The organism is Streptomyces sp. TRM64462 (genome assembly GCF_013362995.1).
Lineage (GTDB): Bacteria > Actinomycetota > Actinomycetes > Streptomycetales > Streptomycetaceae > Streptomyces.
The window spans coordinates 25,807-41,969 of the sequence record NZ_JABWDV010000347.1 but is presented as its reverse complement, the minus strand read 5'-3'; the positions used below and the strand labels follow the sequence as shown (position 1 = coordinate 41,969).

The 16,163-nt window shown below is 73.9% G+C and carries 14 protein-coding genes and 1 riboswitch; of the genes, 9 read left to right on the top strand and 5 right to left on the bottom strand.

Translation table 11 applies throughout. From position 1 onward, the window contains the following. The first annotated feature begins 20 nt into the window (after nucleotides 1-20). Nucleotides 21-215, top strand: coding sequence for a hypothetical protein (locus HTZ82_RS18605; RefSeq protein WP_175410543.1), 195 nt, complete (start codon nucleotides 21-23; stop codon nucleotides 213-215). Between the two features lie 148 nt (nucleotides 216-363). After that, complete coding sequence (locus tag HTZ82_RS18600) at nucleotides 364-1,041, top strand: hypothetical protein (protein ID WP_175410542.1); 678 nt, start codon at nucleotides 364-366, stop codon at nucleotides 1,039-1,041. Between the two features lie 102 nt (nucleotides 1,042-1,143). Here the strand turns inward: HTZ82_RS18600 and HTZ82_RS18595 are convergent, their stop codons facing one another. The 3 genes from HTZ82_RS18595 to cobG are packed head-to-tail and all read right to left on the bottom strand — an operon-like array spanning nucleotide 1,144 to nucleotide 4,630. Beyond that, nucleotides 1,144-2,709, bottom strand: a complete 1,566-nt coding sequence (locus HTZ82_RS18595; protein WP_175410541.1) for a precorrin-2 C(20)-methyltransferase — start codon at nucleotides 2,707-2,709, stop codon at nucleotides 1,144-1,146. Continuing rightward, nucleotides 2,706-3,347 carry a precorrin-8X methylmutase gene (locus tag HTZ82_RS18590; RefSeq protein ID WP_175410540.1) on the bottom strand — a complete coding sequence of 214 codons (642 nt, stop codon included), beginning with the start codon at nucleotides 3,345-3,347 and terminating at the stop codon, nucleotides 2,706-2,708. The genes HTZ82_RS18595 and HTZ82_RS18590 overlap by 4 nt, the downstream gene beginning before the upstream one ends. Then, complete coding sequence (gene cobG, locus HTZ82_RS18585; protein WP_175410539.1) at nucleotides 3,344-4,630, bottom strand: precorrin-3B synthase; 1,287 nt, start codon at nucleotides 4,628-4,630, stop codon at nucleotides 3,344-3,346. Before cobG ends, HTZ82_RS18590 begins: the two co-directional genes overlap by 4 nt. 12 nt (nucleotides 4,631-4,642) lie before the next feature. Beyond that, nucleotides 4,643-4,774, top strand: a riboswitch (cobalamin riboswitch). 37 nt (nucleotides 4,775-4,811) lie between these two features. Here cobG and cobN point away from each other — a divergent pair. The 3 genes from cobN to HTZ82_RS18570 all read left to right on the top strand — a co-directional run bounded on the left by cobN (nucleotide 4,812) and on the right by HTZ82_RS18570 (nucleotide 10,170). Beyond that, entirely contained in the window at nucleotides 4,812-8,474 is a 3,663-nt protein-coding gene (gene cobN, locus HTZ82_RS18580; RefSeq protein WP_175410538.1) for a cobaltochelatase subunit CobN, read from the top strand. Between the two features lie 22 nt (nucleotides 8,475-8,496). After that, complete coding sequence (locus HTZ82_RS18575; protein ID WP_175410537.1) at nucleotides 8,497-9,183, top strand: N-acetyltransferase; 687 nt, start codon at nucleotides 8,497-8,499, stop codon at nucleotides 9,181-9,183. A 105-nt stretch (nucleotides 9,184-9,288) separates the two neighbouring features. After that, nucleotides 9,289-10,170: an SDR family oxidoreductase gene (locus HTZ82_RS18570; RefSeq protein ID WP_175410536.1), complete on the top strand. Its 882-nt coding sequence runs from the start codon at nucleotides 9,289-9,291 to the stop codon at nucleotides 10,168-10,170. A gap of 26 nt (nucleotides 10,171-10,196) precedes the next feature. Here HTZ82_RS18570 and HTZ82_RS18565 read toward each other — a convergent pair whose 3' ends face one another. Continuing rightward, on the bottom strand, nucleotides 10,197-10,382 hold the full coding sequence (locus HTZ82_RS18565) for a hypothetical protein (protein WP_175410535.1): 186 nt from the start codon (nucleotides 10,380-10,382) through the stop codon (nucleotides 10,197-10,199). A gap of 94 nt (nucleotides 10,383-10,476) precedes the next feature. On the opposite strand from HTZ82_RS18565, the gene HTZ82_RS18560 reads away from it, so the two are divergent. The 4 genes from HTZ82_RS18560 (at nucleotide 10,477) to HTZ82_RS18545 (ending at nucleotide 14,647) form a co-directional block, all read left to right on the top strand. After that, nucleotides 10,477-10,995 (top strand): FBP domain-containing protein, encoded by a 519-nt coding sequence (locus HTZ82_RS18560; RefSeq protein WP_175410534.1) that lies wholly within the window; start codon nucleotides 10,477-10,479, stop codon nucleotides 10,993-10,995. Further along, the gene (locus HTZ82_RS18555; protein WP_175410533.1) at nucleotides 10,992-12,794 is read left to right on the top strand and encodes an alpha/beta-hydrolase family protein; all 1,803 of its coding nucleotides are present in this window, start codon (nucleotides 10,992-10,994) and stop codon (nucleotides 12,792-12,794) included. Before HTZ82_RS18560 ends, HTZ82_RS18555 begins: the two co-directional genes overlap by 4 nt. Before the next feature lie 90 nt (nucleotides 12,795-12,884). Then, a complete protein-coding gene (locus tag HTZ82_RS18550) occupies nucleotides 12,885-14,111 on the top strand; it encodes a DUF418 domain-containing protein (protein ID WP_175410532.1) in 1,227 nt (408 codons plus the stop codon). A 134-nt stretch (nucleotides 14,112-14,245) separates the two neighbouring features. Then, the gene (locus tag HTZ82_RS18545) at nucleotides 14,246-14,647 is read left to right on the top strand and encodes a VOC family protein (RefSeq protein WP_175410531.1); all 402 of its coding nucleotides are present in this window, start codon (nucleotides 14,246-14,248) and stop codon (nucleotides 14,645-14,647) included. A gap of 39 nt (nucleotides 14,648-14,686) precedes the next feature. Here the strand turns inward: HTZ82_RS18545 and HTZ82_RS18540 are convergent, their stop codons facing one another. Then, nucleotides 14,687-16,111 (bottom strand): D-alanyl-D-alanine carboxypeptidase family protein, encoded by a 1,425-nt coding sequence (locus HTZ82_RS18540; RefSeq protein WP_175410530.1) that lies wholly within the window; start codon nucleotides 16,109-16,111, stop codon nucleotides 14,687-14,689. Nucleotides 16,112-16,163: the final 52 nt, after the last annotated feature.

Genomic DNA, 16,163 nt, shown 5'->3' with positions numbered 1-16,163 from the left:
GCCGACAGCACGATCGGTGCATGACCGAACCCACGCGATACAGCACCGCGCCCGTTGAGCTCCCGCTGCCCCACGAGCTGGAACCGAGCCCCGTCGAGGGGTGTGCGGCGTGCTCATGGCTCGTCGATGTGCGGACCCTGGCGCGGGCCCAAGGGGACATGAGCAAGGTGTCCGACTACAACGTGCTCCTGCGGCGGCACCCGTACGGGCACTGACCGAAATGTGTCCCTCTCGTGCGAGGGGGCGGCACAATGCCGCGCAACAGGTGGTGGTCGAACTGGTTGTCGAATGCTCAACTTCCTTGACAAGACCAGGAGTTCGTCCACCTACCCCCCAACCGCGCACGAAAGGCACCAACCCAGCATGATGATGAACCGTGTCGGGCGGCAGCGTGTCGCCCGCGTGGCGGTCCTGGCCGCGACCGCCTGCGGCGTACTGGCTGTCTCCGCCTCCCCCGCTGCCGCCGCCGACGGGCCGACCCGTAAGGAGCTGACGGCCGACTGCGCGTCCGGGCTCGGCAAGTGCACGTTCAACGAGCCGGTGCTCGGCCAGGCGTTCCTGGGCAAGTTCCGGCAGGTGTCGGACTCGCTCTACAACTGCAGCTCCTCCGACGCCACTCAGACCATGAGTTGGTCGGACGCGGTGGGTTCGACCGACTCCGTGGGGGTTTCCGTCACGGCGGGCGGCAACATCGCGGGGATCGTGGACCTGAGTGTGACGGCGTCCTACGGGCACACCTGGTCCAGCACGCACACCGAGAGCAGCTCGCTCAACATGACCGTCAAGCCGGGTGAGGTGGGGTGGATTTCGCGGGCCCAGGTCATGCAGACCGTCTCCGGGACATGGCAGACCCACTACGACAGCCCCAAGTGGGGCCACTACTACTGGTTCTGGAAGGACACCATCACCGGGCCCGCCAAGAACGGGACTGACGGCAAGAACAACGTGGTGGTCGTCAAGTCCCGCAAGATGACCGCCGAGGAGCGACGTTCCTGTGGGGCCGAGGACCACCAGGGGCGGGCCTTCGTCGAGTCCCGCTGACCGGTGCTCAGCAGGCGGTGACCAGGCGTCGGCGGCCGTCGTACGGGCGTGAGGTCCGTACGACGGCCGGGCCGACGGCTTCCGGAGCCGGGGCCGGGGCGCTCAGCCGCCGGGCTGTGGCGCCGCCTCCGGCTCCGGGTACCGGCGGGGCGTCCACGCCACCGTCGTGCCGTCGCCGCGGCGTACCGCCCGGGTCTGGGACGAGCCGATGAGCAGGAGCGTCCGCATGTCGACCTCGGAGGGGTCCAGATCCTTCAGGGACAGCACCCGTACCGACTCCTCCGGGCCGCCCACGTCGCGGGCCACCACCACCGGTGTGTCCGGGGCGCGGAGTTCCAGGAGCAGTTCGCGGGCCTGCGCGACCTGCCAGGTACGGCTGCGGGAGCCCGGGTTGTACAGGGCCAGCACCAGGTCGGCGCTCGCCGCCGCGCGAAGGCGCTCCGCGATGACGTCCCACGGCTTGAGGCGGTCCGAAAGCGAGATCGTCGCGTAGTCGTGGCCCAGCGGGGCGCCCGCCTTCGCCGCCGCCGCGTTCGCCGCCGTCACGCCCGGCAGGACCCGCACCGGGATGTCGGTGTACGGAGCCTCCGACGCCACCTCCAGGACCGCCGTCGCCATGGCGAACACGCCCGGGTCACCGCCCGACACCACCGCCACGCGCCGCCCGCGCCGCGCGAGGTCCAGGGCGAACTCGGCGCGCTCCGCCTCCACCTTGTTGTCGGAGCCGTGCCGCCGCTGACCCGGCCGCTCCGGCACCCGGTCCAGGTACGTCGTGTAGCCCACCAGGTCCGTCGCCGACGCCAGCGCGCCGCGCGTCTCGGGCGTGAGCCACGGCGCGCCCGCCGGGCCCGTGCCGACCACCACGACCTCACCGCACGAGGGCGCTGCCGGGCCCGTGTCCACGCGGGACGGCAGCACCGCCACCGAGAAGTACGGCACAGAGTCCGGGTCCACGTCCGCGAGGGGCGCCGTCCGACGGCCCTCCATCGTGGCCCGCTCCACGTAGTGGGCGTCCGCCAGCCGGTCCGTACGCTCCAGGGCGCGGCGCACCGCCGGGAACGTACGCCCCAGCTTCATCACGACCGCCGAGTCCGCGGCCGCCAGCCGGGCCGTCAGCTCGTCCTCCGGGAGCGTGCCCGGGATGATCGTCAGCGTCTCCTCGGCCTCCACGAGCGGTTTGCCGATCGTGGCCGCCGCCGCGCTGACGGACGTGATGCCGGGGATGACCTCCGTGTCGTAACGGTCGGCCAGCCGCTTGTGCATGTGCTGGTACGAGCCGTAGAACAGCGGGTCGCCCTCCGCGAGCACCGCGACCGTCCGGCCGGCGTCCAGGTGCGCGGCCAGGCGCGCCGACGCCTCCTCGTAGAAGTCGTTCAGCGCGCCCCGGTAGCCGCCCGGGTGGTCCGTGGTCTCCACGGTCAGCGGGTACATCAGGCGCTCTTCGACGTGATCGGAGCGGATGTGCTTCGCCGCGATGGAACGTGCGATCGAACGGCCGTGGCGGGCGCAGTGGTACGCCACGACGTCCGCCTCCGCGATGACCTCCACCGCGCGGAGCGTCATCAGGGACGGGTCGCCGGGGCCGAGCCCGACCCCGTACAGCTTCCCGGCCCTGGAGACCTGGGCCTCGCCGGGCGCCGTTGTTTCACGTGAAACGTGCGCGCTCATTCCGCCTCGCTCGCGATCGCGTTGATCGCCGCGGCCGCCATGGCGCTGCCGCCGCGCCGGCCCCGTACGACGATGTGGTCCAGGCCCAGCTCCGAATCGGCCAGCGCGTCCTTGGACTCGGCCGCGCCGATGAAGCCCACCGGGATGCCGAGGACGGCCGCCGGGCGGGGCGCGCCCTTGGCGATCATCTCCAGGAGGTGGAAGAGCGCGGTCGGCGCGTTGCCGATGGCCACGACCGAGCCCTCCAGACGGTCGCGCCACAGCTCCAGCGCGGCCGCGCTGCGGGTCGTGCCCAGCTCGGCGGCCAGGTCCGGCACGGACGGGTCGGACAGCGTGCAGATCACGTCGTTGTCGGCGGGCAGCCGCTTGCGTGTGACGCCGCTCGCCACCATCTGCGCGTCGCACAGGATCGGCGCACCGGAGCGCAGGGCCGCGCGGGCGCGCGACACCACCTGCGGCGTGTACGCGAGGTCGCGGACCAGGTCGACCATGCCGCAGGCGTGGATCATCCGCACGGCGACCTGGCTGACGTCGGCGGGCAGACCCGCGAGATCCGCCTCGGCGCGGATCGTGGCAAAGGAGCGGCGGTAGATCTCCGCGCCGTCCTTCTCGTAGTCGAACACTGTGCTCCCGCTCATCTCTTCTGTACGTCGTCTCGGACGGTGATGTCGTAGGTGGCGTCGCCCGTCGCCAGGACGTCCACCCACGCGCCCCGTGGGTGGCCGCAGCGGCGCTCGCAGCCCGACCAGTGGACGGGCAGCCCGCCGTGGTCCAGCGGCCGTGCGTCCGTCCGTACGTCGGCCAGGGATTTGGCGCAGCCCGGGCGGCCTGTGCAGGCGGTGACGCCGAGCCAGGGCGTATCGGGGCGGGTCAGGTAGCCGGCCTCTTCCAGTGCCGCCAGCCGCGCCTCGGCCGCCCCGTGGTCCGCGAGGCCGGTCACGACAAAGCCGCGCCACGGTGTGACGCGCACCTCCGCGCGGGGCACCGCCGCGGCGCGCACCTCCGCGGCGGGCGCCAGCGCGCGGAACTGGCCGCTCGTGACCCGCCCGAGGGGCGCGACCACGGACACGGCCCGGCCGTCCCCGACGACGCCCGGCTCCGGCGGCCCGGCCACGGGGTACGCCTCCGGGGCGGCGGGCTCCGCCGCGACCCCCGCACGCGCCAGGTGCCCCGCCACGTCCACCCTCCGCCCCTCCGGGAGCTCGGCCACCCGCCACGCACCCGTGCCCGCCTCCCGCGCGGCCGCCAGGAACGCCTCGGCCGCCGCCAGCGCGGCACGCGGGGCGTCGGCCGCCGCGACGCGCAGCGCGCGGCCCCCGATCCGTACCAGAGCGTGCCCGCCCGGCTCTGCGAGCAACGTCACATCGCCGCCCAGGCCCGCCACGTCACCGCGCCCGTCGTCCACGGCGAACAGGAAGCGCCCCGACAGGGCCGCCGTCCACGCCTCGGCGCACAGCAGCCCGTCCAGCTCGCGCGCCCACAACTGGACGTCCGCGCAGCCCTGTCCGTCCAGTCCGGCCAGCGGCGACACCACCATGTTCCGTACGCGCTCATGCGCCGCCGACGGCAGCAGTCCGGCGTCGGACAGCACCTCCGCCAGCTCCGCGCCGCAGCCGTCCCCGAGCCCCCGCAGGTCGATGTTGCCGCGTGAGGTGACGCCGACGCGGCCGTCGCCCAGCCGGTCGGCGGCGTCGGCCAGGACAAAGAGCTGCCGGGGTGTCAGAACGCCTGTGGGCAGCCGCAGCCGGGCCAGCCCGCCGTCGTCGGCGCGATGCAGCCGCAGGGCACCGGGGCAGGCGTCATCACGGTCCCGGACAGGGCGGGCGGGGCCGTCGGGACGGCCCCGAACAGGGGCGTCCCGTATATGACTTTCGCCCCCGTTCCGGGGCTTTGATGAGCTGGGCGGCATGGCGGCGAGCATACGCGCAGCCTCTACTATGCAGACGGCACAGGGTCCCAGGACCCTAGGGAGGAAGCCCGGTGAGAATCCGGCGCGGTCCCGCCACTGTGAACCGGCCCCGCACGGGGCAGGTGAGTCAGGAACTCCCGCCACCCCACGACCACCCGGGGCGAGGACACCCCGAGGAAGGCCCGGCACCGCTGTGATCCTGCTGCTGTCGCACTCCGACACCGACCTGCTGAGCGCCCGCGCGGCCGCCGGCCCGGTGGAGTACCGGTTCGCCAACCCCTCACGCCTCCCGCTCGACGACCTGCCCGGGCTGCTCGACGGCGCCGACCTCGTCGTCGTACGGCTCCTCGGCGGGCTGCGCGCCTGGGAGGACGGCATCGCCCTGCTCCGCGCCCAGGACCGGCCCGTCGTCTTCCTCACCGGCGAACAGGCCCCCGACGCCCAGCTCATGGAGGCGTCCACCGTCCCCGTCGGCGTCGCCACCGAGGCGCACGCCTACCTCGCGCACGGCGGCCCGGACAACCTGGAACAGCTCGCCCGGTTCCTCTCCGACACGGTCCTGCTCACCGGCCACGGCTTCGATCCTCCGGCGCCCGCCCCCACCTGGGGCCCCCTGGAGCGCACCCCGCGCCGCACCGACGGCCCGACCGTCGCCGTGCTCTACTACCGCGCCCACCACATGAGCGGCAACACCGCCTTCGTCGGCGCCCTCTGCGACGCCGTCGAGGACGCCGGAGGGCAGGCCCTCCCGCTGTACGTGGCGTCGCTCCGCGCCCCCGAACCCGAGCTGCTCGACCGGCTGCGCGGCGCCGACGCCGTCGTCACCACCGTCCTCGCCGCCGGCGGCACCAAGCCCGCCGACGCCCAGGCAGCAGACATGGGGGTGGCGCAGGGCGCCTCGTTTGAGGGCGGTGGTGGGAGACGGGCGGGCGACGAGGACGCGTGGGACGCGGGCGCGCTCGCCCAGCTCGACGTGCCCGTCCTCCAGGCCTTGTGCCTGACCGGGCCGCGCAGCGCCTGGGAGGAGAACGACGAGGGGCTCTCCCCGCTCGACGCCGCCAGCCAGGTCGCCGTCCCCGAGTTCGACGGGCGGCTCATCACCGTCCCGTTCTCCTTCAAGGAGATCGACGAGGACGGGCTCCCCGCGTACGTCGCCGACGCCGAGCGTGCCGCGCGCGTCGCCGGGATCGCCGTACGGCACGCCCGCCTCCGCCACATCCCGAACAGCGAGAAGCGGCTGGCGCTGGTCCTCTCCGCGTACCCGACCAAGCACTCCCGCATCGGCAACGCCGTCGGCCTCGACACCCCGGCCTCCGCCGTCGCGCTGCTGCGCCGGCTGCGCGCCGAGGGCTACGACTTCGGGCCCGAGGAGGACATCCCGGGCCTGGTGTCCGGCGACGGCGACGAACTGATCTACGCCCTCATCGAGGCGGGCGGCCACGACCAGGACTGGCTCACCGAGGAGCAGCTCGCCCGCAACCCGGTCCGCATCCCCGCCGCCGACTACAAGCGCTGGTACGCCACGCTGCCGCAGGAGCTGCGGGAGCAGGTGGAGGAGCACTGGGGCCCGGCGCCGGGCGAGATGTTCCTCGACCGGTCCCGCAATCCCGAGGGTGACATCGTGCTGGCCGCGCTGCGCCGCGGGAACCTGCTGGTCGTGATCCAGCCGCCGCGTGGTTTCGGCGAGAACCCCATCGCGATCTACCACGACCCGGACCTGCCGCCGTCCCACCACTACCTGGCCGCCTACCGCTGGATCGCCTCCTCGCGCGCGGACGGCGGCTTCGGCGCGGACGCCATGGTCCACCTCGGCAAGCACGGCAACCTGGAGTGGCTGCCCGGCAAGAACGCGGGCCTGTCCGCCGCGTGCGGCCCCGACGCGGCACTCGGCGACCTGCCGCTCGTCTACCCGTTCCTGGTCAACGACCCCGGCGAGGGCACGCAGGCCAAGCGGCGCGTCCACGCCACGCTCGTCGACCACCTCGTGCCGCCGATGGCGCGCGCCGACTCGTACGGCGACATCGCCCGCCTGGAGCAGCTGCTCGACGAGTACGCGCAGATCTCCTCGATGGACCCGTCGAAGCTGCCGGCGATCCGCGCCCAGATCTGGACCCTCATCCAGGCCGCCAAGCTCGACCACGACCTCGGCCTGGAGGACCGCCCCGACGACGACGGCTTCGACGACTTCCTCCTCCACGTCGACGGCTGGCTGTGCGAGGTGAAGGACGCCCAGATCCGCGACGGCCTCCACGTGCTCGGTACGGCTCCGAAGGGCCCCGAGCGCGTCAACCTGGTCCTGTCGATCCTGCGCGCCCGCCAGATCTGGGGCGGCACGCAGTCCCTGCCCGGGCTGCGCGAGGCGCTCGGCCTGGACGAGTCCGCCGCGACCCGTACGACCGCCGACGAGGCGGAGGCGAAGGCGCGGGCCCTGGTCGAGGCCATGGAGGCGGCCGGCTGGGACCCGGCGGCCGTGGCGTCCGTCGCGGAGGGGTACGGCGAACCGGTCGCGGCGGTGCTGGACTTCGCGGCCCGGCAGGTCGTCCCGCGCCTGGACGCGACGACGGCCGAACTGGACCACGCGGTCCACGCGCTGAACGGCGGCTTCGTGCCGGCCGGTCCTTCGGGCTCACCGCTGCGCGGCCTGGTGAACGTGCTGCCGACGGGCCGCAACTTCTACTCGGTCGACCCCAAGGCCGTACCGTCCAAGCTGGCCTGGGAGACGGGCCAGGCGCTGGCCGACTCGCTCCTTGAGCGGTACCGCGCCGACAACGGCGCGTGGCCTACGTCCGTAGGCCTGTCCCTGTGGGGGACGAGCGCGATGCGCACCAGCGGCGACGACGTGGCCGAGGCGCTCGCCCTGCTGGGCGTCCGCCCGGTCTGGGACGACGCGTCGCGCCGCGTGACCGGCCTGGAGCCGATCCCCCTGGAGGAGCTGGGCCGGCCGCGCGTGGACGTGACCCTCCGCATCTCCGGCTTCTTCCGGGACGCGTTCCCGCACACGGTGGCGCTGCTGGACGACGCGGTACGCCTCGCGGCCGGCCTCGACGAACCGGCCGGGGAGAACTACGTCCGCGCCCACACCCAGGCGGACCTGGCGGCGCACGGCGACGAACGCCGCGCCACCACCCGCATCTTCGGCTCCCGCCCCGGCACGTACGGCGCCGGGCTGCTCCAGCTCATCGACTCGCGTGACTGGCGCACGGACGCCGACCTGGCCGAGGTGTACACGGTGTGGGGCGGCTACGCGTACGGGCGCGGGCTCGACGGCCGCCCGGCGCGGGACGAGATGGAGACGGCGTACAAGCGCATCGCGGTCGCCGCGAAGAACACGGACACGCGCGAGCACGACATCGCGGACTCCGACGACTACTTCCAGTACCACGGCGGCATGGTCGCGACGGTGCGGGCGCTGCGGGGCACGGCCCCCGAGGCGTACATCGGCGACTCGACGCGCCCCGAGACGGTCCGGACGCGCACGCTCGTCGAGGAGACGTCCCGCGTCTTCCGCGCCCGCGTCGTCAACCCGCGCTGGATCGAGGCGATGCGGCGGCACGGCTACAAGGGCGCGTTCGAGCTGGCCGCGACGGTGGACTATCTGTTCGGCTACGACGCGACGACGGGCGTGGTGGCGGACTGGATGTACGACAAGCTGACGGAGGCGTACGTCCTGGACCCGGAGAACCGGGCGTTCCTCCAGGAGGCCAACCCGTGGGCGCTGCACGGCATCGCGGAGCGGCTACTGGAAGCCGAGTCGCGGGGCATGTGGGCCAAGCCGGACCCGGCGGTGCTGGAGGAGCTGCGGCGGGTGTTCCTGGAGACGGAGGGCGACCTCGAAGGGGAGGGCGACGAGGCGTGAGGCTGACGACGGGCGGCGAAGCGTGAAGCTGACGACGGGCGGCGAGGACAAGGAGCTGGAGTCCGTACTCGACGCCGGACTGACCGACTTCAACCGGCGGGCGACCGGCGCCGGCGACGAGGCCGGGCTGTCCGTGCGCGCCACGGACGACGAAGGCGCGGTCGCCGGCGGCCTCACCGGCTGGACCTGGGGCGGCTGCTGCGGCGTCAGCATGCTGTGGGTCCGCGAGGACCAGCGCGGTACGGGGCTCGGTACGCGGCTGATGCGGGCCGCCGAGGAGGAGGCGCGGCGGCGCGGGTGCCGCGACATGGTCGTGTCGTCCTTCTCGTTCCAGGCGCCCGGCTTCTACCGCAAGCTGGGGTACGTCGAGACGGGCCGCACCGAGGGCATCCCGGGCGGCAACGTCGACGTCCACTTCCACAAGCGGCTCGACGCGGACGGCGCCGGGGCGCCGCCGCGCTTCCAGGTCGCCGCCGTCCTGGACCTCCCGCCGGACGACGTACCGGGCGCGCGGGCGCACGAGGACCGGCTCCTCGCGCTCCTGCCCCGCCACGGCGGCCGCCTGGAACGACGCCTGCGCACGGACGACGGGCACGCGGAGGTCCACCTCCTCAGCTTCCCGTCGGAGCCCGCCTACCGCGCGTTCCTGGCCGACCCGTCCCGCCCGGCCACCCGTACGAGGGCCTCACGGCCCGGATCCTGCAGGTGACAGAGGCGTACACCTGACACCCGACCGCCACGCGGCGGGAGCCGGTGGTGCCACTGTTGGCCCGGTGCGGGTGCCCCGGAGCCGGGCGTGGCCGAGACTGCGGGCATGGGTGGAGCCACAGGAGTCATCGCCGTCACCGGAGCTAGCGGGCACATCGGGCGGCGGGTCGCGGACCGGCTGGCCATGGCCGGGGTGCCGGTCCGGCTCGTCGGGCGGGACCCGGCGCGGCTGCCCGAGCTGCCGGGCGCCGTGCACGCGCCGCCCGCGAGCTACGGGGACGGCGAGGCCATGCGCCGGGCCCTGGACGGGGCCGACACGCTGTTCCTGGTGTCCGCCCACGAGAACCCGGGGCGCGTCACGGAGCATCGCACCGCCGTCGACGCCGCCGTGTCGGCCGGCGTCGGCCGGATCGTCTATCTGTCGTTCCAGGGCGCCGCCCCCGACGCCACCTTCACCTTCGCCCGGGACCACTGGCACACCGAGCAGTACATCCGCGCCCATGACGGCCTGGCGTACACGTTCCTCCGCGACAGCTGGTACCTCGCCGGCATCCCCGCCATGACCGGGCGCGACGGCGTCATCCGCGGCCCCGCCGGGAACGGGCGGGTCGCCGCCGTCGCCCACGCGGACATCGCCGACGTCGCGGCCGTCGCGCTGCTCAGGCCCGCCGCGCACGACGGCGCCACCTACGACGTGACCGGCCCCGAGGCGTTCACCCTCGCGGAGGCCGCCGAGGAGATGTCCCGGGCCACCGGCCGTACCATCCGCTACCTCCCCGAGACCCGCGACGAGGCGTACGCCTCACGCTCCGGCTACGGCGCGCCCGAATGGCAGGTCACCGGCTGGGTCACCTCGTACGAGGCCATCGCACGCGGCGAGATGGGCGCGGTCTCCGACACCGTTCACCGGTTGACGGGACACGCGCCCATGACCCTGCGGGACTTCCTCGCCCGGCATCCGAGGAGTTACGCCCACCTGACGGCGTAGACGCTCGGTCCGCGCTCGGTCCGCGTTCAGTCCTCCCCTCGGACGATGTTCCATTCCAGTGCCGCCGGATCCTCCGGCTCCCGGTCCGTCCGCGCGGGCCGGCAGGTGCGGACGCGGCCCTGGATCTCCCGGGCCAGCGAGATCGGCTGCGTGGCGGCGGCGGTCGACTTCGCGTCGCCGCCGGGACTGCTGGTCGCTGTCTGTGTACTCATGGCCATCGAGTACCCACACAGAGCGAGCCAAACAAGACAGATGGAGCAAAAAATCAGATGCTGATCCCCATGACGTTCCGTACGGTCCCGGTACGTGGAACCTCTCTCCGACAAACAGATCCGCGCGTCCTTCATCAACTGCTCGAAGGGCGACGCGGCCCGCCTCAAGCTTCCCGCCGACTTCGCCGAAACCCCCTGGGACGACCTCGACTTCCTCGGCTGGCGTGATCCCGGCGCACCCCTCCGCGCCTACGTCGTCCTGCCGCCCGACGAGGACCACGGACCCGTGGGCATCGCCCTGCGCGTGCCCGAGCGGGGGCGGACCAGCGCCGTGAAGTCCAGCCTGTGCCGGATCTGCCTCACCGGGCACGCCTCGTCGGGCGTCTCGCTGCTCGTCGCGCCGCGCGCCGGTGCCTCCGGGCGGGACGGCAACACCGTGGGCGTCTACGTCTGCGCCGACCTCGCCTGCCCGCTGTACGTACGCGGCAAGCGGGAGCCGTCGCTGCGCACGGCCCGGTACGAGGAGTCGCTCACGGTCGAGGAGCGGGTCGACCGGATGCGGGCCAACCTGCTCGCGTTCGTCGCGAACGTCCGGCTACCGTCGGGCACATGACGGCCTCGGGGGTGGTCCTGGCGGCGCGCGGCGCGCACGCCGTACGGCGCCGTCTCCGCGCGGCCTCCGCCTTCGCCGCCCGCCCCTACCGCGACCCCTCCGACCCGCGCCGCGTCGTACGCCGCTGGCCCGACCTCACCGCGCTCTGCACCGCCACCGTCTTCTTCTGGCTGTCCCTCACCCCGTCCCTGGTCCCGCGCCCCTGGATCCTCCAGGGCGTCATCGGCGGCATCACCGCCGCCATCGGGTACGCACTCGGGGCCACGGCCTCCGGTCTCGCCCGGGCCCTCGTGCCCTGGCAGCCCCGCGCGGCGTTACGGCGGGCCGTACGGGTGCGGGGCTGGCAGGCGTACTGGGTGCTGGCCCCCGCCCTCGCCGGGCTCCTCATATCCGAGGGCGCCGACATGCAGCGCAGGCTGCGCCGACTGCAGGGCCTGCCGCCCGCGCTCACCTGGCACAGCGTGATGATCGGCCTCATCGCGGTCGCCCTGTGCGCGCTGCTCGTCGTCACCGCCCGGCTCGTACGGCTCGGCGCGCGCCGCCTCATCCGCGCCCTGGACGGCTGGCTGCCCCGCCCCGTCGCCGTCGGCACCGGGCTGCTGCTCACCGCGCTGGCCGTGACCGTCGGCGTCCGGGACGTCGTCTTCGACCGCGGCGTCATCGACGTCGCCGACCGTATCGCCGCGGCCACCGACCGCGGCACCAAGGACGGCATCACGCGCCCCGTGTCGCCGTACGTGTCCGGCGGCCCCGGCTCCCTGACGCGCTGGCAGGACCTGGGCTACCAGGGCCGCAACTTCACCGGCACCGTGCCGTCCCGCGCCGACCTCAGCGCCTTCACCGGACGCCCCGCCAAGGACCCCGTACGGGTCTACATCAGCTCCGGGATCCCCCGCGCGTTCCACCGCGCCGACGACGCCGACGCCCCGTTCCGCGCCCAGGCCGGGCTCGCCGTGCGGGAGCTGGAGCGCACGGGCGCGTTCAGCCGCAGGGTGCTGGCCGTCGCGGGCACCACCGGCAGCGGCTGGATCGACCCGAACGTCGCCCTGGCCCTGGAGTACCTGCACGGCGGCGACACCGCGATCGTCGCCGTCCAGTACTCGTACCTCCCGTCCTGGGTGTCCTTCGTCGTCGACGAGGAGAAGGCGGGCAAGGCCACGCGCGCACTCGTCGACGCCGTACGGGCGAAGGTCGCCGCCCTGCCGGCGGCGGCCCGTCCGAAGCTGGTCGTCACGGGCGAGAGCCTCGGCGCGTACGCCGTGGAGGCCGCCTTCGACGGCGTCGAGGACCTGCTCGCGTCCACGGACGGCGCGCTGCTCCTCGGAGCCCCCCACTTCTCGCCGATCTCCCGGGAGTTGAGGGAGGAGCGCGACCCGGGCAGCCCGGTGTGGCGGCCGCAGTACCGGGAGGGCCGCAACGTACGCTTCGCCCAGTTCCCGGCCGTTGACCTGCGGCGCCCCGCCGGTGTCCCCTGGGGGTCGCCGCGCGTCGTGTACCTGCAGAACGCGTCCGACCCGATCGTCTGGTGGTCGCCGGACCTGCTGTTCCAGCGGCCCGAGTGGATGAACGAACCGCTCGGCCCGGACATCACGTCCGAGATCAACTGGTTCCCGTTCGTGGCGTTCTGGCAGACCACCGTCGACATGGCGGTCAGCTACGGCGTGAAGGCGCCGCACGGCCACCGCTACGGCGCGGGCGCCGCCGACGGCTGGGCGGCCGTGGTCCCGCCGGACGGCTGGACCGAGCAGAACACCCGGCGCCTCCACTCCTACCTGGCGGGCCGGGACACCCCGTACTAGAGAGGGCCATGCCACTACATCCTTTGATGCAGCGGCAGTTCGTCCCCCGTCACGACGCATGCGGGCCCGGGCGCGCCGACGATGAGGTGCATGACGACGACAACGGGGGCCACGGGGGCCACGGGGGCTACGGCGGCCACGGCGGCTACGGGTGGGCCGGGCCGTGGTGGTGAGCGGCTGGGGCTGTTGGACGTGCTGCGCGGGGCCGCGATCCTCGGCACGCTGATGACCAACGTATGGATCTTCACGGGGCCGGGCGCCGAGTGGGGCGTGCTGAGCGGCGCCGCGGGCATGTCCGGCTTCGGGTCGGGCTCCGTGGGGGACGCCGCGGAGACCCTGTTCCGGCTGGTCGCGGACGGCAAGTTCCTGGCGCTGCTGACGATCCTGTTCGGCGCCGGGCTCGCCATCCAGTACGGCGCGGCGGAGCGGCGCGGCGAGCCGTGGCCGGGGCGGTACCGGTGGCGGGCTCTGTTCCTCCTCGCCGAGGGCACGGTGCACTTCCTGCTGGTCTTCGCGTGGGACGTGCTCATGGGGTACGCGGTGACGGCGCTGTTCGTCGCCCGGCTGCTCACCCGCTCGGAGCGGGCGAGGCGGCGCGTGATGTGGTGGGCGGCCGGTCTGCACCTGACGCTCATGGGCCTGCTGACGGCGGCCCTCGCCCTGGGCGGGACCGGCTCCGGTGACTCCGACGGGGTCTCGCAGCGGGTCGTCGACCTGTACGCGCACGGCAGCTGGCCGGACCAGATCGCGTTCCGGCTGGAGAACGCCGTGGCGCTGCGCCTGGAGCCGGTGCTGTCGTTCGCGCTGCTGGTGTTCCTGTTCCTGCTGGGCGTGCGGCTGCTGCGGGCGGGCGCGTTCGGCTCCGACGACACGGGGCGTCGGATCCGGGCGCGGATGCTGCGGTGGGGGCTCGGCCTGGGCGTCCCGCTGAACGTGGCGTGCGCGCTGGGCGGCGGCGACTTCTTCCTGCTGGCCCGGTACGCGGCGGCGCCCTTGGTGGCGGTCGGGTACATCGGGCTGATCGGCGCGCTCGTGGACCGCGTGCGGCGGCGGCCGGGCCCGGTGCTGCGCGGGCTCACGTCGGTGGGGCGGACGGCCCTGTCCGGTTACGTCCTCCAGAACGTGCTGTGCGTCCTCGTCTCGTACGGCTTCGGGCTCGGCCTCGCGGCCAGGCTCGGCGACACATGGCGGCCATGGTGGGTGATGGGGCTGTGGGCCGCCGTGAGCCTGGTGCTGCTCGTCGGGTCGACGCTGTGGCTGCGCCGGTTCCGGGCGGGGCCGCTGGAGTCGGTGCAGCGGTGGGCGCTGCGGCGGTGATCCGTAGTTGGCCGGAAACCACTCGACGGTCCCCGGCCGATCTTCTTACGCTCGAAGTACGGCATCGCGTGTCGGTCACCGACCGGGTGAGGCATGGAGGTGCCCGTGAGATTGCCCGATGGAGGCATTCCACCGTGTCTGTAGAGCTCAACCACACCATCGTCGCCGCGCGCGACCGGCAGGAGTCCGCCGAGTTCCTCGCTCACATCCTCGGCCTTGAGGTCGGCCCGGAGATGGGCCCGTTCCTCCCGGTCCAGACCGCGAACGGCGTCACCCTGGACTTCGCGACGGTCCCCGAGGACCACATCACCACCCAGCACTACGCGTTCCTGATATCGGAGGCCGAGTTCGACGCCGCCTTCGAACGGATCAAGGAGCTCGGCATCACGTACTGGGCCGATCCGCACCAGAAGCGGCCCGGCGAGATCAACCGGAACGACGGCGGGCGCGGTCTGTACTTCATGGACCCGTCACGGCAGGCCATGGAGATCATCACGCGCCCGTACGGCAGCGGGCCCGCCGAGTCGGCGTCGTAACGCCCTCGTGCTCTAGGAGCGGGAACGGGAGCAGATCGGTCAGCGCGCGGTCCGCCGCCGCACCATCCACAGGGTGGCGGCGGCCACGCACGCCGAACCGACCAGGACGACGGGCAGGACCGGACTGGCCTGCCCGTCGGCCCGTACGGCCCCCGCCTCGACCGGCGCGGGTCCGGGTGCCGCTGCTCCCGGCGACGCAGGCCTCGACGGCGGGGCGGCCGCCGCCGGGCGCGACGCCACTGCGGCCGACGCGCCCCGGGCAGACGCGCTCGTGGCCGACGCGCTCGTGGCCGACGCGCCCCGGGCAGAGGCGCTCGTGGCCGACGCGCTCGGGGCCGACGTCGAGGGTGAAGGCGCCGCTGACGCCGACGTCGAAGGCACCGCCTTGCGCGCCCGCCCGCCCGCGGGCCCGGCCGCCGCCGCCGCCGACAGCGGCACCGGCCGCGGCGGCAGCAGCGACCCCACGGGCTGCACCTTCGCCCCGGGCCCGAAGCCCCAGTCCAGCAGCGCCCGCGCCTCCTCGTACACGGCCCGGAATCCGCCGTCCCGCGGGTTCAGCACCGACACCACCAGCGTCCGCCCGCCCCGCCGCGCCGCGGCGATCAGGGTGTGGCCCGCGTTGCTGGTGTAGCCGTTCTTCACACCGATGACGCCCGGGTAGCGGGCGACCCCGTCGTCGCCGGTGATCAGCCGGTTGGTGTTGCGGATCCCGTACGCCCAGCCGCCCGCAGGGAACGACGCGTACGGCAGGGCGCAGTAGCGCGCGAAGTCGGGGTTCCGCAGCCCCTCGCGGCCGAAGACCGCCAGGTCGTACGCGGACGAGACCTGGCCCTTCGCGTCGTACCCGTCCGGCGACACGACCTTCGTGTCGAGGGCGCCCAGCGACCTGGCCTTCGCCTCCATCTGGCGCGCGGTGGCCTTCCAGCCGCCGTTGAGCCCGGCCAGCACCCGTACGGCGTCGTTGCCCGAGTGCAGGAACACGCCGTGCCACAGGTCGGACAGCCGGTACGTGACGTCCTCCTTCACGCCGACGAGGCTGCTGCCGGCGCCGATCCCTTCGAGCTCCTCCTCGGTGACCGTGTGCCGGGTGTCGTCGCCGAGGCGCGGCAGCACCGTGAGGGCGAACAGCGCCTTGATCGTGGAGGCGGGCGGCAGCCGCTTGTGGGCGTTGTGCGCGGCCAGCACGTCACCCGTACCGGCGTCCGCGACCAGCCAGGCCCGCGCGGACAGCTCCGGCGGCGCGGTACCGCCCGGGGGCAGCCGCACCTGGGTGCCCGGCCGGCGCAGGACGGCCGGGTCGACGCGGGCGCTGGGCCGCGGCGGCATCGGCTCACCCGCCCGGGTGCCGCCGGCGGACGCGGCGGCGGCCGCGGCCGACGACAGGACCAGCAGCGGCAGCAGCAGGACGAGCAGCAGAAGAGCGGTCGCACCGGCCGCGACCCGGACCGAAGAACTGACGATCATTCAGCCACGGTAGGAAGAACGGGGACGGTTCGCAGCGCCGTGTCCGCCGACC

Excerpts from the sequence above, each read along its gene's own strand:
- HTZ82_RS18565 (WP_175410535.1), bottom strand. The coding sequence starts at position 10,382 with ATGAGTACACAGACAGCGACCAGCAGTCCCGGCGGCGACGCGAAGTCG.
- HTZ82_RS18605 (WP_175410543.1), top strand. The coding sequence starts at position 21 with ATGACCGAACCCACGCGATACAGCACCGCGCCCGTTGAGCTCCCGCTG.
- cobG (WP_175410539.1), bottom strand. The coding sequence starts at position 4,630 with ATGCTCGCCGCCATGCCGCCCAGCTCATCAAAGCCCCGGAACGGGGGC.
- HTZ82_RS18595 (WP_175410541.1), bottom strand. The coding sequence starts at position 2,709 with ATGAGCGCGCACGTTTCACGTGAAACAACGGCGCCCGGCGAGGCCCAG.
- HTZ82_RS18550 (WP_175410532.1), top strand. The coding sequence starts at position 12,885 with ATGACGACGACAACGGGGGCCACGGGGGCCACGGGGGCTACGGCGGCC.
- HTZ82_RS18540 (WP_175410530.1), bottom strand. The coding sequence starts at position 16,111 with ATGATCGTCAGTTCTTCGGTCCGGGTCGCGGCCGGTGCGACCGCTCTT.
- HTZ82_RS18555 (WP_175410533.1), top strand. The coding sequence starts at position 10,992 with ATGACGGCCTCGGGGGTGGTCCTGGCGGCGCGCGGCGCGCACGCCGTA.
- HTZ82_RS18600 (WP_175410542.1), top strand. The coding sequence starts at position 364 with ATGATGATGAACCGTGTCGGGCGGCAGCGTGTCGCCCGCGTGGCGGTC.
- HTZ82_RS18590 (WP_175410540.1), bottom strand. The coding sequence starts at position 3,347 with ATGAGCGGGAGCACAGTGTTCGACTACGAGAAGGACGGCGCGGAGATC.
- HTZ82_RS18570 (WP_175410536.1), top strand. The coding sequence starts at position 9,289 with ATGGGTGGAGCCACAGGAGTCATCGCCGTCACCGGAGCTAGCGGGCAC.